This window comes from Zobellia uliginosa, assembly GCF_018860745.1.
Classification (GTDB): Bacteria; Bacteroidota; Bacteroidia; order Flavobacteriales; family Flavobacteriaceae; genus Zobellia; species Zobellia uliginosa_B.
In genome coordinates this window covers 1,009,224-1,024,582 of sequence record NZ_JAHKPY010000014.1, presented here as the reverse complement: position 1 = coordinate 1,024,582, position 15,359 = coordinate 1,009,224, and the positions used below count along the sequence as shown (strand labels likewise).

General features: G+C 37.4%; 10 protein-coding genes. 6 read left to right on the top strand and 4 right to left on the bottom strand.

The window, feature by feature from the left end:
- The 4 genes from KO521_RS19150 to KO521_RS19135 all read right to left on the bottom strand — a co-directional run bounded on the left by KO521_RS19150 (position 1) and on the right by KO521_RS19135 (position 7,046).
- A complete protein-coding gene (locus tag KO521_RS19150; RefSeq protein ID WP_215941501.1) occupies positions 1-5,004 on the bottom strand; it encodes a translocation/assembly module TamB domain-containing protein in 5,004 nt (1,667 codons plus the stop codon).
- A 156-nt stretch (positions 5,005-5,160) separates the two neighbouring features.
- The gene (locus KO521_RS19145; RefSeq protein ID WP_215941500.1) at positions 5,161-5,916 is read right to left on the bottom strand and encodes an alpha/beta fold hydrolase; all 756 of its coding nucleotides are present in this window, start codon (positions 5,914-5,916) and stop codon (positions 5,161-5,163) included.
- Positions 5,917-6,360 carry a hypothetical protein gene (locus tag KO521_RS19140; protein WP_215941499.1) on the bottom strand — a complete coding sequence of 148 codons (444 nt, stop codon included), beginning with the start codon at positions 6,358-6,360 and terminating at the stop codon, positions 5,917-5,919.
- A gap of 173 nt (positions 6,361-6,533) precedes the next feature.
- Entirely contained in the window at positions 6,534-7,046 is a 513-nt protein-coding gene (locus tag KO521_RS19135) for a peroxiredoxin-like family protein (RefSeq protein ID WP_354668228.1), read from the bottom strand.
- Positions 7,047-7,287: 241 nt separating this feature from the next.
- Here KO521_RS19135 and KO521_RS19130 point away from each other — a divergent pair, with 241 nt between their 5' ends.
- The 6 genes from KO521_RS19130 (at position 7,288) to KO521_RS19110 (ending at position 15,284) form a co-directional block, all read left to right on the top strand.
- The gene (locus tag KO521_RS19130; RefSeq protein ID WP_215941498.1) at positions 7,288-8,106 is read left to right on the top strand and encodes an SDR family oxidoreductase; all 819 of its coding nucleotides are present in this window, start codon (positions 7,288-7,290) and stop codon (positions 8,104-8,106) included.
- A gap of 41 nt (positions 8,107-8,147) precedes the next feature.
- Entirely contained in the window at positions 8,148-8,966 is an 819-nt protein-coding gene (locus tag KO521_RS19125) for an SDR family NAD(P)-dependent oxidoreductase (RefSeq protein ID WP_215941497.1), read from the top strand.
- Positions 8,967-9,010: 44 nt separating this feature from the next.
- Positions 9,011-9,142 carry a hypothetical protein gene (locus KO521_RS20575; RefSeq protein WP_262886101.1) on the top strand — a complete coding sequence of 44 codons (132 nt, stop codon included), beginning with the start codon at positions 9,011-9,013 and terminating at the stop codon, positions 9,140-9,142.
- A gap of 750 nt (positions 9,143-9,892) precedes the next feature.
- Entirely contained in the window at positions 9,893-11,248 is a 1,356-nt protein-coding gene (locus KO521_RS19120) for an exopolysaccharide biosynthesis polyprenyl glycosylphosphotransferase (protein ID WP_215941496.1), read from the top strand.
- A gap of 366 nt (positions 11,249-11,614) precedes the next feature.
- Complete coding sequence (locus tag KO521_RS19115) at positions 11,615-13,891, top strand: GumC family protein (RefSeq protein ID WP_215941495.1); 2,277 nt, start codon at positions 11,615-11,617, stop codon at positions 13,889-13,891.
- A gap of 13 nt (positions 13,892-13,904) precedes the next feature.
- Positions 13,905-15,284 (top strand): lipopolysaccharide biosynthesis protein, encoded by a 1,380-nt coding sequence (locus KO521_RS19110; protein WP_215941494.1) that lies wholly within the window; start codon positions 13,905-13,907, stop codon positions 15,282-15,284.
- The last annotated feature ends 75 nt before the right edge of the window (positions 15,285-15,359 follow it).

Here is a 15,359-nt window from a genome sequence, read left to right as displayed (position 1 = left end):
TTACTGCTTCTGATTCGATTTTTCTTCCTCTTTATTATCCTTTGATTTTTTAGCCTCCCTATCCACATTCTTTTTTATAGGATTGAACAACTGGCTAAATTTATTGAATTCCCTATTAAAGATCACAGCCATTCCTGTCACGATCAACTGGCCATCAATAATATTTTCATATTCACTTTTACGAAATCCGCGCAAGCGATACCTACCGTCTTTGGTAAGCAGGTACTCTAAACTTACGTTGCCTATTATAGGAGTTTCCGTTTCACTAGATTGCGCACTGCCCTCTACGTCTACAGCACTTCCGGCAGTTACTACCAAACGGTCGTCAAACAACTTTTTCTTGGCATTTATATTTAGCTGTGTACGGTCTTGTGGAGTATCGCCCTGATAATCCGTAAAGCTATCCAAATCAAAATCTACCTCTACCCCCGTATTACCAAAAACCTTATCAGAGAAGGTATTAAGTTCTCCGGATAGTACTTTATTAACGTTATCCCTGGCGATTGCCGCCGTACCTCCAGAGCTACCATCACTTCCTGAATCCGGGTAAAACCGGTTTAAGGCCAATAATGAGAATACTTGTTTATTCAATTCCGCTTCCTGACCGTTCAATTGCTGTACGCGACCGTAAACGGCTCCGCTTAAAGCCCCCTGTTCATCTTCTGGCATATCCAGCCCAAAGGACAGCTCCGGCTCCATAAGCTCACCATCTACATTTAGGTAGACCATAAAAGGCAACACCTCGCTATATTTGGAACTAACACTAACGTCCTCACTAGAAATTACGGAAGACATTAAAGGTTCTGCCGATGTTTCTATGTTATAGACGGCCGTTACATCTAACTTGGCATCCGTTGGATCTCCTTGCCAAGTAATGGTACTCCCCGGATTAATCTCAAACCTACGATTCACCAAATTATAAAGGTTGGTTTCATAATGACCCGATTTAAGTTCATACCTTCCAGACAGGCTTATTCTTCCACTAGGTTCTATATTCAGATTGAGTGCTGCATCACCGGAAATCTCAAGGTTATCTCCCGTACGCTCATCAATAATAACATGAAAATCTGCATCTTCTGCAATTTCCAAAACCGCACTAACGTCCATCCCCTTAAAAATAGATGGTGTTTCTTCTTGGTCGTTTCTTGTTAAAATTGCGTTAGGATTGTCACGATTTACAAAAAGCACAACACCGTCGCGTTCCTCAACATCTAATTGTGATTCCGGAACTACATACGTAACATCTGTAATCTTACGTACTCTTAGTTTACCACTTATTTGTGGCAATTGCACATCACCCGCAACCTTTAGGTCTGCATCTAAACTGGCTACGCCATAATACAGCTCATTGTTCTCTTTAGTGGAGTTCAACACCCTAAAATTCTCTGCGTTCAACTTCAAGTCAAAAAAAGGGTTAAGAAGATTTTCCGTAAGCACCGCTCCTTGTACCGCAAACTCGCTACCGTCCGCGTCTGCAATTTTAAAACTATCAAAATATACGCCTTTGGTGTTCAGTCTCAATTGTTCATCCTTTATCTTAAATACCGTATTTACCGCAGCAACATTAAAGTCTATATCTTTAAAATTAATAATACCATCATACACGGGCGCAGCGGTAGTTCCGGATACATTTATTTTCCCGGATAACGCACCGTGGGAATTCTTGATGCTCCCTTCCGCGAAATTTTCAAGCATTTTGAGCTCTATACGGTTCAAATCTAGATCAAAGTTAAGTTTGGCCCCGGTTTCAGCAGCTGCATAATCGCCTTTTAAATCAAGGTCTGCGCCACCATCTTTAAGAGCTAGATTAAAATCATATGACGCATTACCCGCAGAATTTGCTTTAAGCGACAAATTCCCCAGAGGATTTTGTAAAGCTTCCAACGAACTGATCTTAAAATCAGCTACCAAACCGGTTGCCCCAAAGGGATTTTCTATTATTAAATTTCCTTTTACCAGACCAGAAGCCAAGGTTTCATCGGGATTCAAAAAGCTCAAAAACGTTTGTAACTCAAAATTATCGAATACAACGCCTAGGTGTTCCCTCTCCTGATTTGGCAACTGATCACTGATTGTCAAAGACTGTTCATTTCTGGTGAAAGTCATGTTTTTTAGTTGTAATGATTTATCTGCAAGAGCTATTTGATTATCATTGGGAACGGACCACTCCTTTCTATTTAAAATCAAATTTTCAGAATCAATATGAATGAGGGTGGTATCTTTTGAAAGTGTAAGTTGTGAGGATATTTTAGCAATGGCCACACTATCATCCTTAGCTATAAAATCCAGAAACAATTTCTTATTTTTTAAGTCACCTTTTATATATGTTTGTTTAATATCAATAGGGTTCGCGACTAGCCCTTCGAAACCTGCATTGAAATTTAGACTGGTAGCATTTCCGGTAACCTTCGCGTTCAAACTATCTATGGAACTCCCTTGGTATGAAATGGCCGGCACGTGCATATTGGCATTCAGCTTTTTGGTACGTGCATCAAAATCTGCATCTATGACAACCGAATCCAACCGTTCTACATCCCTCAAAAACACCTTGGTGAGAAACGGGGTTGGCGAAAGTTTCAGATTCATTTTTAATTGAACGGAATCTGTGGCCGCTTCCAAAATACTATCTTTAAAGTAATTTTCATATTGATGGGTCAACGCATCATTTAGCCCTTTTGGCGAGGCATTGGATTTTAAACTTCCCATTAAAAAATCACTGTTCACAGTAACCTCCGTATTTGTATCTGTAATATTGGACTTAAAATTTACAGGTCCCATCTGGTATTGTTCATTTTCATAGACCGCTATCCCGTTTTCGATCTGGGCGTCTACATAATAAGCGTTGGCATTACCCTTGAAATTTGCATGAAGCTGAAGCCCCGCTTTAATTTTCTCTTGGGTTAGCCCTAGGGCAAATAGATCGGCACCTATTACATTCAAATCCAAATCTATTTTTGAATTCAGTGAGTCTAATGCAACATTGGTCTTCGCCAGAAAGTTGAGATTATCATCCTTAAACGAAATATCAATTACTCCTGCTCCATTCTTGATATCTCCTTCTAACTGTAATGCCGAAAAATTATAATCACTTAATACTAATTGTGTGAAATCCGTTCTTAAATTTACATCCAAGTTGTTAACATCGCCACCTCCAGAAACATCCATAAGAAAGGAAACATTGCCCAATGCTCGATTATTCAACAGCTTATTTAATTCAAGACTATCTACTTTTATGTTTCCGTTATACCGCATATCTACACCATCTTGATATCTTCCGTCTGCGGCAATGGTGCCTTCGGGTATTCTCAATGTTGCTTTTGCGATGACATCGTTTGTTTTGCCACTTGCCACGGCATTCAAAGCAATGGTTTCAGGAAGAGAAATACCCAATTCTTCCTCGGAAACAAATTGTGCAACATCTTCTTTAATCGTATTAAAATCTATTGTTTTGAAGTTGAAATAAAGTGAATCCGGTTCTGTTATGTTCTCCAAATCTCCTTGAGCAACCAATTGGGTGGTTTCACCCCAATTTAACTGTAGCCGGTTCATGTTTATTTTCTGTAAAGTACCACTTGCGTTAATGCTACCCTGCACCGGGTGCTGCGCTGCGGATTTAAAATAGGTATTCGCCACAAGTTCTGGTTGAAGGGTAAAAGCATCTTTTAGATCAAAGTATACCTCTTGTAATACCATCTCTATTTTAGTCTGCTCCGGAGCATCCATCAATTTTTCAACAGATGGATACTTTAATGTCATTTTACCGGCCAATGAACTCTCATTCACACCTATGCTTAAGTCGTTTAATGAAGCGGAATTATCACTAAGCTTCGTGTTGAATGTCAAATCCCGCAGTACCAGACCACTTTGTTCCAAAAATGAAAAAGCAGTAAGATTCATTTGCACCTTTTTAGGCTGATAACCAATGTCTTTTGCTTGCAATTTAAATTCTGAAAGGGTTATCGCATTGGGATTGAACTTTCCTTTTTGAGGTTCGGCCGTTCCCATAGCATAGGCAATAGCATTATCTTGGAAATCTATTTCATCTACACGAACTAAAAACTTGGGCCATTCAAAAGCTGGATTGGCAGCCTTCGTTACAGTTGAATCTACGGTTTCAACTACCGTTGGAAGTCGCAACGCAATAGAAGAACCTTTTAAAGCCAAATAATCTACTTGGATATCACTCGTTGCCAAATCCGCTTTTGGTAATTGCAGCTCAAAATCTTTCAGGTCTAAATTGGCACTAATCTCATCGGGAATGGATTCATAATCTGCCTGTACATTTCGAAACTGTAAAGAACTAACAGTAAAATAAGGCATAGTAGCCATAGTAGTATCCGTGGAAACAAAAGGCTTGGTCTGCCTATAGCTAATATTTGTATTAGAGAGGATCAGTTCATCTAGCTCAAACCTTAATTTTTCCAAATCGGTTTCATCTGCATCCAGTTCCAATTGCCCCAATTGAATCTGACTATCTATTCCTAGAAACCGGTCATTGTATTCGACTCTAAAATCTTTGAAATCAAGTTCGCCAATACTTATTTGCATTGGCTCCGAACCTGTAGTGGTCTTAGTAGTATCTGCAGAAACAAAAGCATCTACTAAAAAGGTAAAATTAAAATCCTCTGAAGTTTCTGTTCGTTTAATATGTGCACGAAGACCTTCCCAGGTGGCCGACCTTAGACTAAGTTCATTACTAAAAACTAAAGGTGTTAAAGGTAAGTTGACCTCCAAATTCTTAGAATAGACCAAGGTATCGCCTTGTATATCTTCCAAATATAAACCCTCTAAAAATACATTTCCTGAAAAAGTTAGGAAAAGGCTTTCTATCTCAACTTTGGTATTGGTCTTTTGAGAAACGTAATCGGTTAATTTACTTACTATAATATCCTGGCCCCATTGACTCCGAATAAAAAGTACCAAAACAAAAAATACAAGTAAGACCGCTAAGAACACCCGTCCTAAGCGCCGCAACCACCTATTTTTTTTCTTTTCCTTTTGCATAAAGGGCAAAGGTCTATAATAAGCATATGATTTTTACGCTTTTAACATTCATATATTAACTTATTTGCTTTTGATGTGAATGCTATTCGCCATATACCAGTTTAAGCCCTACAATATGGGCTTATTTTAAAAAGAGCGGAATTATACGCTTCTCTTTTATTTGTTAAGTTTTTTGATGATTCTAGCCAATTTTCGAGAAATTTCCATGGGAATTAGATGTCCTACCCTACTTAAAGCAACCGTAGAAGGACTACTAAGATGCGGTAGCACTTCATTGTAAATAGCGTCTGTAGAAATTACGGGGTCGTCGTTAGAAAAGATAACATCCGTTGGTATCTCCAGCCCTATAATGCGTTCGGCAATATTGTTTTTCATACCAATGTTCAACCACCATTTCCATGTGGTTTCTTCAATTCGCAATTGAGAATTTACAGCGTAAAGCATTCTTTTTTTACCCATCTTCTTTTTTGCGGCTCCCTGCACGGTGTTCACTGCCTCTTTCCTATCCGGATGATTTAACATACGCTTTCGTTCTTCGTCGGGCATATTTTCTACTGTTGGCGGCGAAGGCGCGATTAGCATAAGTTTACTAGGTAGGTTTCCGTTATTAATTTGTGCGGCATAAAGGACCAATTTTGCCCCCATAGAATGACCACAGAGTATAAAATCTTTCAACTTCAACTCATCAATACAGTCATTAATGGATTGCGCCATGCCATAAATAGAAGGCTCAGCAAGCGGTTTAGTACCTCCAAAACCTGGTAAGTTCAACAAGATACAGGTGTACTTTTTTCGTAATCTATTGGCTAACCATTTCCAACTTCCAGCATCTCCGCCAAAATAATGTACAAAGACTATCGTTTTCTTTCCATTACCAATTCTTTCGTATCGTAGTCCTGTATATTCATTCATTTATAATTCGTTTAGCACATCTTTAGTGGTGTGCAATTTTTTAAGTCTTTCCCTATGATGTTCAAAAATCTCCTTTAAGGTGGCGGGCAAATGTGGGTCTTTTATAAAATAACTTATCTCTTGTAATGCCCTATTGTCCTCTACGGTTAGCAGTTCATTAAAAGAACTCAGATTTCTACAAGAAAATAGCTCATCTTTTCCATACCAGGTGGTCAACGCCATACATCTAGAAGCAGGAACATACGGTAACTTCATATTTGGATGTATAAAAAAGTTTACCAGCTCCGCTTGGACCAAACGCATTTCCTGTAGCCTTGCGTTTACTAATGAAGCTCCAAAATCCAATGAGGACCTTTCCTTTAACCGCTCCAAATTTGGCAATGCACCACCAACCTTGTTGAAATAGATTTTTACTTTCCGATAAATTTTGTAATTCAGTTCCATAGGCTCGTTATTTTAGTGCATGTTTTCTTGAAAATGGCAAGCGTAGTGTATCTCTCACTTAAAGTTACAAAATACTTTTAAAGTATTGACATACACTGCACAAATAGACTCACCTACTATACTTTGGTGTAGTTTACTCCACAAAACCTGACACTTGTCACCTTTTTAAAAACCTATTCACCGCCTCTGGCCGGATAATCGTTCTTTTCTATATAATCTATGGCATTCAAAATATCTTTCCAATTAGGTCTTGCAAACGGCATGGTCTGCACTGCACTCGCATATAACGTGTTATCCGGTCTTACCAGAAAAACCCCCGGTTCCGAAAACATATCCGGCTCCGAATCTTTGATTCCTTTAGAGACAAAAAGACCCCAATTCCTAGCTTCTTCAATAGACAATCCATAAGCAATTGGCAACTCGGGAACGTCCCATTCTTTACCCGCCTTTTTAGCACGTTCCTCACTATCACTACTAATGGCCACTACATGGGCTCCCCTATCTGAAAAATCAGTTAATTTTTTGGCCAGTTCTTCCAAGTAATTCTTGCATACCGGACAATGTAATCCTCTATAAAAAACAAGAACCGTAAAGGATTTGCTTTTCTGGGCAGACAGACTCCACCTTGTATCGTTAATTAACGGCAACTCTATTTCGGGTACTTCTGTTTTAGGTTTTATCATCATGTTCAATTTAATTTCTTACTTCAATAAAAGCAAAGGCTTTTCCTAATGCTTGTTGCACAAATAAACGGCTGTTAGCCACACCCGACAGACGGAATAAAAAAAATTTATGCCTTAAAAAATAAAACTGAAGTTCTTGGTTCTAATCACTTTAAACTCAAAATGCATTGAGCTATCAATTTTATGTATTGGACTATCCCGTTGCAACGGTCCCCTGTAATTTTACCATCTAATTACACCAGATATGCAAAAACCTAATAAAAGACTCGAAAACCAAACTTGTATCGTTACAGGTTCCAGTAATGGCATAGGTGCTGCCGTTGCGAAGGCTTTGGGAACAGAAGGCGCCAATATTGTAGTGAACTATAGAAGCTCAAAAGAAGAAGCCGAAGAAGTGGCGAATGAAATAAATAAGAACGCACTTTGTGGAGATGCCATTGTTATTCAATGCGATGTGAGCAAAGAAGAAGACGTTAAAGCTTTATTCAAAAAAACCATAGATCATTTTGGAACAGTAGATGTATGCGTAGCCAATGCCGGCTTACAAATAGACCATCCTTTACATGAAATGCCCTTAAAGGATTGGAAAAAAGTGATAGACGTAAACCTCACCGGACAATTCTTATGTGCCAAAGAGGCCATTAATGAATTTTTACGTCGTGGTATGCGCAAAGATGTTTCCCGTTCTCTGGGAAAGATTATTCACATGAGCTCTGTTCATGAAGCCATACCTTGGGCCGGGCACGCCAATTACGCAGCTTCAAAAGGTGGGTTACTTATGCTAATGGAAAGTATTTGCCAAGCTTATGCACATGAGAAAATACGATGCAACAGTATTGCTCCCGGGGCTATCAAAACAGATATTAACGAGGATGTTTGGAGTACCGAAGAAGGAAAGAAAAACATGCTGAAACTCATTCCCTATAAACGCATTGGTGTGCCGGAGGATATAGGCAGCGTAGCCAGCTGGTTAGCATCGGATGAATCTGAATATATAAACGGGACGACCATTTTTGTAGATGGTGGCATGACCTGCTATCCCGGTTTTACCGCGAATGGATAATATAAAAAGAATTAAATAAGTACAATTAAAAACCAATTACAATGGATTTAAATATAAAAGGAAAAACAGCCCTAATTACAGGAGGGGATTCAGGATTAGGAATAGAAACCGCTAAATTTCTTGCTAGGGAAGGTGTAAATATCATCTTGTCCGACAGAGAAAATGGCAAAGACCTAAAAGATGCCGTAAAACAAGTGGAGAAAGATGCTAGAGATGGTGCAAAAGTTATGGGTATTGCTGCCGACATTTCTAAAAACCAAGAAGTGTTGGACTTGGCCGAAAAAGTTGAAACCGAATTTGGTGGCGCTCATATTGTTTTTCATTCGGCGGGAGCCAGAGGTGCTGCCGGAGATTTCCTCTCCCTTACCGATGAAGACTGGATGAACACCATTCAGGTAGATTTAATGGGTGCGGTTCGTGTTGCGCGTGCATTTGTACCGCAAATGCAAAAACTAAAATGGGGCCGTATGGTTATGGTTGCCAGTGAAAATGCTTTTCAGCCTTATGTAGATGAAAGTCCGTATAATGCCTGTAAGGCCGCTATTATCAATTTATCCAAATGCCTGTCGCGCGCGTATTCTAAAGAAGAAATATTATTCAATTGTGTTTCGCCCGCGTATATTGAAACGCCAATGACAGATGCCATGATGGAAGATTTGGCAAAAGAAAAAGATATCTCGGTAAAAGAAGCGGTAGAATGGTTCGTAAAAAACAAAAGGCCACACATTGCAATGGAGCGCAGAGGAAAACCGGAAGAAGTTGCAGCCGTGGTTGCCTTTTTATGCTCGGAACACGCCAGTTATATTAACGGAACCAATGTTCGTATTGATGGCGGAGCAGTTGAATCTGCTTTCGGGTGATTTCATGAAAACCAAAACTGAATTAGAAATCTAAAAACTACACTATGAAAAATATCCTTAAAGCAATTTTGGCCGGTTGGGGCGCCAAGAAAATAGGAGGCGGAAAATGCGGTTGCATCGGCGGAATCTTTGTATTCATTATCCTATATTGGTTATTGGGTTATGTCATTAACTAAAGATTCTAATTGAGTCAATTTTGATTCCTTTAGAATCAAAATGAATTGTAAGAATTTTGGATATTTGTAACTCATAAGTAGGTTGAATAACTACTTCAAAATTAGAAGTAGGTATTATATAACTCGGAAAGGGAGCGTTGGGGAACGCTCCCTTTCATTTTTGAGCGCTTTTTTCCAAAAAAAACAATTTAAGTTCATCTATGCTACTCATTGTCATAAGTTTATTTTACCTTCCTTTTTACAATTGTTTTATCAAATTTTTGTTCGCTAAACCCAAATATTTGCAATAATGTTTCTCAGAATTGCGTACTTACTGTTTTAGGGTCTTAAACCCAAAATTTATTCTCCGTATAATCAGGCAGATAGATGTAATTTTATTTTCAGCGTAACACACAGAACCTACTTTTCTTGTAAGTACCACCTACACGGACTTCACCAAAGATTACCAAAGTAAAAACATATGTAAGGTATATTTTGTTATGGTTAAATAACTGCATTTTATTTGGCTGTACTACTCGAAGTCATATATTTGCGAGCGAAATTAAAAAACTCCCCCTAAAGCTCAATTATATCTTAATATAATTAGATATAAAGAATTAATAAACTTGTATAAAATTATTGTTACCCATATGTTAACACTAAGTAAATTCTTACATGAGCTATATTTCACAAATACAAGGTTTAAACCGCAAATTTCAGCTGTGAATTTTTTCTTGTATTTAATTTAAATGTGATATTAGAAATAGGGAAATGAAAAGTTTTAAAAATTCTGACTGGGTCATTCCAATATCGATAGCGGTACACTTAAGTATCATTAACGGTTTTCTCTATTTTCTTACTCCGCAAACCTATACTAACGGTTACTACATTCTACATTACAATATCTCTTGGCTTCTTATAACGTACGGCCTAAGTTATTATACCCGAAAACGTAAAGAGCGCTTTTTTACCAACATTCAAAAGGTCGTTCAGCTGTACTTGATTTATGGCTTGGCTTATTTTGCCCTGTTCGGAATAACAGGAAGAATCTACAAATCTCTGGAGCACCAGTTATTCGTTTACTTCTTAATCTGTACAGCACTTACCGCGTACCGCGTATTTTTCTTTTGGCTGCGTAAAAAATACCGTTTATGGGGTGGTAACTCGGTAAAGGTAGTGGTCCTGGGCCGTGACAAAAATTTAAAGAAAATTAGAAAGGTATTTGATGATTCTGAACTGGGTTACCGATACATGGGTTACTTTGACGATAAAAAATCTAAAAGTCCTACCTTTCTTGGGCCAGTTATGGACTGCTTTCTCTATATATTAGAAAATGATATAGATGAGATTTACTGTGTAGCCTCTAAATTCAATAGCAAGGAACTACGTAACCTTATAGATTTTGCTGACAACAACCTTATTCGTGTAAAAATCATACCGGATAACAAAGAAATCTATTCCAGGGGCATGTTCATAGAACTCTATGAAACCGTTCCTGTTCTTAACCTTAGAAGAGTGCCGTTGGACACGTTATTTGCACGTGTTGTTAAACGTACTTTTGACATTTTCTTCTCGTCTTTGGTTATAATCACAATTCTCTCTTGGCTAACGCCTTTAATGTATATTCTCATTAAATCGGAATCTCCCGGTAACCTCTATTTTAAGCAGAAAAGACACGGTTTAAAACGTAAAACTTTTTGGTGTTATAAATTCCGATCTATGGCCCCTTCTGACGATGCTGATTCCAAAATGGCAACTAAGGGAGATATGCGTGTAACGCGAGTAGGCAGGATTATTCGCAAAACCAGTATAGATGAACTGCCTCAGTTTATAAATGTGTTTTTAGGCGAAATGAGTGTGGTAGGTCCCAGACCACATATGGAATCTCACACCCATGATTATGAAGTATCCGTAGATAAATATTTAGTACGCCATTTTGTGAAACCCGGCATAACAGGTCTTGCTCAAATTAGAGGGTATCGCGGTGAAATTACTGAGAAGAAAGATATTTTAAACCGTACCAAGCTAGATATTTTTTATGTGGAGAAATGGACGTTAAAATTAGATATAAAGATTATAGTACAAACGGTTATTAATGCAGTGCGCGGTGAAGAAAACGCTTATTGATTAAACAAAGAATATGTATTTAATCATCACAAATGTTAAATTACATATTCTTAAAATAAGTGGTTTAAAATATATTTTCAGAATTTTAAATATGGTACAATTTACATTAATTCAATAGGTTACGCAAGAAATGAGCAGATTAGGAATTGATTGCGCAACCGTTAATTTTAAAAGGCTTGTAAAAGTTTTGGGTGTATAAAAAATCCCTTTTCTTTGACCGATTGAAGTTATATTACTTTGATATAGGCTGCCAAAATTAATAATATTTAGTAGTTATAATAAAATAGGTATAGAGGGCAAAATCATCAAATATGGCCCTTCATATTCAAACAACTTAAAAGTTTTACACTAAACGGATTTCATTTTATGGAACAGACGAATATTACCAAACTAATCTCAAAATATTTAAAAAAATGGCCTCTTTTTGCCATAGGTTTAATCACCTGCTTGGCTGCAGTTTTTCTTTATCTGAGATATAAGGCCGAGACTCAATATGAAATAACCAGTACCCTTCTTGTAAAAAACCAAGATGCTGGGCAAGGCTCAGTGAAATCACAAAACATAAAAGATTTAGGTCTTATTAAGAGTAACACTAATGTTGAAGATGAAATAGGTATTTTAAGATCTACTGGTTTAATGGAAAAGGTGATTACTGATCGCTCTCTAAATATCAACTATTACATTGAAGGTAAAGTTCGCGATGTTGAGATTTATGGAAAAGACGTACCTATAGAGATTTTGGTAGATGAAACAGCTACGAATTTAATTTATGATCTCCCTATCTACATAACTTTCATAAACGACACCGAGTATGAATTGGAAACTACTGTAAAGAACGAGAGCTACAAAACGCAACATACCTATGGCGACCTTGTAACCGCACCGTTTGGAACATTTACCATTAACGCAAAAGAAGCATCTGAATATGAAGACAATGGAAAACCATTTTACTTTACCATTCTTGATACTGATCGAGTAATAAGTGACTTCTTAGAGAAACTAAGTATAGACCTTATAAATCTTGATGGAAATTTATTAGGCATCCGCTTCTTAAGTATCAATAAGAAAAAAGGCGAAGATGTAGTTGCTGGTCTTATCGAATCTTACGTAGAGGAGATGATTAAATATGAAAATGAACTCGCCGAGAATACGATCAAAATGATTGATAATCGTTTGAAATTACTATCTGGGGAGATTGAAGGAGTAGAAAAAACAGTTGAAAATTTTAAGACAAGAAATGACCCTACAAATGTTACCGACAATGCAGGTCTTTATATCGCTCAGGCTAATGATTACAAAAAGTTAATTTCGGATTACCAGACTGAAATTAATGTAATTAATTCTATTGAAATGTACCTACAGCAAGGAAACCCCGATACTCCTATACCACCTTCCCTAGGTGCTAACGACCCTTCTTTAATAGGTATAATTGAACAGTATAATGAAACTTTACTGCAAAAAGGGCAAATGTCCCAATCAGCTTCTAGTGCCAACCCTATTATCGTCAATTTAGATCGAACATTAAATGATCTTAGCAAGGCTATTGTTGAAAATGTCCGGAGCGCTAAAAACAGATTACTGATCGCCCAACGCAATCAACAGTCTAATGCGAATAAATATCAAGCGCAGATTGCTAAAGTACCTTCAATGGAAAGGCAATTGGTAGATATTAGTCGTGATAAAAGCACCAAAGAGGGGCTATATTTGTACCTGCTTCAAAAACGTGAAGAAGAAGTACTATCATTGGCGGCACCTGTCTCCTCCACGAGAATAGTAAGTCTGCCCAAAGCGGGAACTTTTCCTGTAAGCCCTAATAAAACAGCAATGTATTTAGGCGGAATAATTTTGGGGTTTTTCTTACCATTTTCTTTCATCTATACTAAAGAGTTACTTAATAATAAGATTTCTTCAATAGAGGATTTGTCCAATTTGACTTCTGCACCTATTTTAGGAGAAATAGCTAAAAGTAAAGATGGAGATTTGATAACCACAAAGGGGTACAGTAGAACGCCATCGGCAGAATTGTTTCGTTTACTCTGCTTTAATTTAGAGTATCTTAAAAAAAACAACAAGAATCAGACCTTATTAGTTACATCTACAGTTCAAGGAGAAGGAAAAACCTTTATTGCCTCCAATCTTGCTATTACATTAGCCTCTAATGGGGAGCGCGTTATAGTTTTGTCCTTCGATTTAAGAATGCCACAACTAATGAAAACTTTTGATTTACCGGACACGCCTGGGCTCACGGATTTTATAGTTCAGAAAAATTTAGTGATATCGGACATCATTCAAAAACACCCTTCCATAGACAACCTTTCACTTATAGGTGCTGGAACAGAGGTCAATCAAGTAGGTCGCTTAATGTTAAATGAAAGAATAGAACTACTTGTCGACCAACTAAAAAAAGATTATGACCGCATAATTATTGATACGCCTCCTATTGGAGTCATATCTGATGCTTTTGCATTAAACGCATATATAGATGGCACCATATACGTTGTACGAAAAAATGTAACAAAAAGTGAATATGCTAAAACTATTGAATCCATTCACAAAAATGGAAAACTAAGAAACACAATGGTTTTATTAAACGATACGGAAGCTGCACAAGCCTATGGTTACGGACCTAAAATCAATGATTGATAATTTCTAATACATGTCTCTAAAAAAAAGGGTATTAAGCAATGGACTGGCTTCTGTTTTCCAAAAAGGGATTCGGGTACTTGAACAATTATTTTTGGTACCGTTTTTTATATCGGCCTGGGGTGCGGCCTATTATGGAGAATGGCTGACTCTTACTATTATACCTAGCGTAATAGCATTTTCTAACTTGGGTTTTGGCTCAGCTGCCGCCAATAGTTTTGTTTTAAGTTATGCTGCTGGCCGTAGACAAGAGGCTGCTAATATTAGTAAAACAGGTGTTTACATCATCTCTGTTATGGTTCTAGTTGCCATGCTGATTAGTATCATTGCTGTTTTGACCTTAGATTACTTTCATGTTTTCGATAAATCATTAATAGATAGCCAAGAAGCAATCTTAGCTGTTTCCATTCTTATTTTTTCTCAATTATTGACATTTTATCTTCAACTGATTGAAGCGTATTACCGTGCAGCTGAAAAAGCTGCTCTGAGCATCAACCTGATTACATCTAAAGCTGCTGGGAACTTACTTGCAGGCTTATTGGTTTTACTACTAGGTTATGGCATTGTAGAATTCGCCATTTCCCAACTTCTGGTCATGTTGGTTTTTATGATTATTTACTGGTTTAAAGGTCGCCAGGTTATTGGATTATTTAAAATACACAGCGGTAAAAAGGATAATACTATCTTAAAAGGTATTACTACAAAAGGATTGAGCTATTTGATGTTACCACTTTGGCAAATCATCTATTTTCAAGGTACTACGTTCGTTGTGCGGATTGTTTTAGGACCTGAAGCCGTAGCTATTTTCAATACTGTTAGAACTTTAAGTCGTTCCTTTAACCAATTACTATATATGGTTGAACCCACTGTTTTCCCTGAACTTATCAATCAAATTGGAAAAGGAGACTGGAAGACCGCTAAAAAGATTTTCAGGCTATCTATACTTGGTGTGTTTGCACTATCTGTCGTAGGTTTTGTTTTCTTGGCTTTATTTGGCTTATGGTTTTATCGTATTTGGACGAACAATGAACTGGAAGTACCTGAGGCCATGTGGTACCTCTTCATATCCGGCATGTTACTTAACGCCTTATGGTACACAACAGAAATGGTATTTCGAGCCGTAAATGAGCCTAAAAAAATGGGTTTTTACGGAGTAATAGCAGCTGTTATTTCGGTTTTTCTGACCTATTTACTATCAAAACAAATTGGACTTATTGGCGCTGCATTGGGAGCTGTTTCTCTTGATTTAATATTGGTTTTTCTAGTAATGCCAGAAGGCTGTAAGATTATGCGTATGTCTTTTAAGGAATTAATTATAGATGGATTTACCGACCTAAAGGTGTTTATCACCAATTGGCAAGACAAGCGCCGAGGAATAAAAAAAGAAGGGTAAAATATTTTATAAAAATGAGTAAAAACAACGAGCAGAAATGATGACTGGTAAATATTAACCATCACAATAAATTAG

Excerpts from the sequence above, each read along its gene's own strand:
- KO521_RS19150 (WP_215941501.1), bottom strand. The coding sequence starts at position 5,004 with ATGCAAAAGGAAAAGAAAAAAAATAGGTGGTTGCGGCGCTTAGGACGG.
- KO521_RS19145 (WP_215941500.1), bottom strand. The coding sequence starts at position 5,916 with ATGAATGAATATACAGGACTACGATACGAAAGAATTGGTAATGGAAAG.
- KO521_RS19140 (WP_215941499.1), bottom strand. The coding sequence starts at position 6,360 with ATGGAACTGAATTACAAAATTTATCGGAAAGTAAAAATCTATTTCAAC.
- KO521_RS19135 (WP_354668228.1), bottom strand. The coding sequence starts at position 7,046 with ATGATGATAAAACCTAAAACAGAAGTACCCGAAATAGAGTTGCCGTTA.
- KO521_RS19130 (WP_215941498.1), top strand. The coding sequence starts at position 7,288 with ATGCAAAAACCTAATAAAAGACTCGAAAACCAAACTTGTATCGTTACA.
- KO521_RS19125 (WP_215941497.1), top strand. The coding sequence starts at position 8,148 with ATGGATTTAAATATAAAAGGAAAAACAGCCCTAATTACAGGAGGGGAT.
- KO521_RS20575 (WP_262886101.1), top strand. The coding sequence starts at position 9,011 with ATGAAAAATATCCTTAAAGCAATTTTGGCCGGTTGGGGCGCCAAGAAA.
- KO521_RS19120 (WP_215941496.1), top strand. The coding sequence starts at position 9,893 with ATGAAAAGTTTTAAAAATTCTGACTGGGTCATTCCAATATCGATAGCG.
- KO521_RS19115 (WP_215941495.1), top strand. The coding sequence starts at position 11,615 with ATGGAACAGACGAATATTACCAAACTAATCTCAAAATATTTAAAAAAA.
- KO521_RS19110 (WP_215941494.1), top strand. The coding sequence starts at position 13,905 with ATGTCTCTAAAAAAAAGGGTATTAAGCAATGGACTGGCTTCTGTTTTC.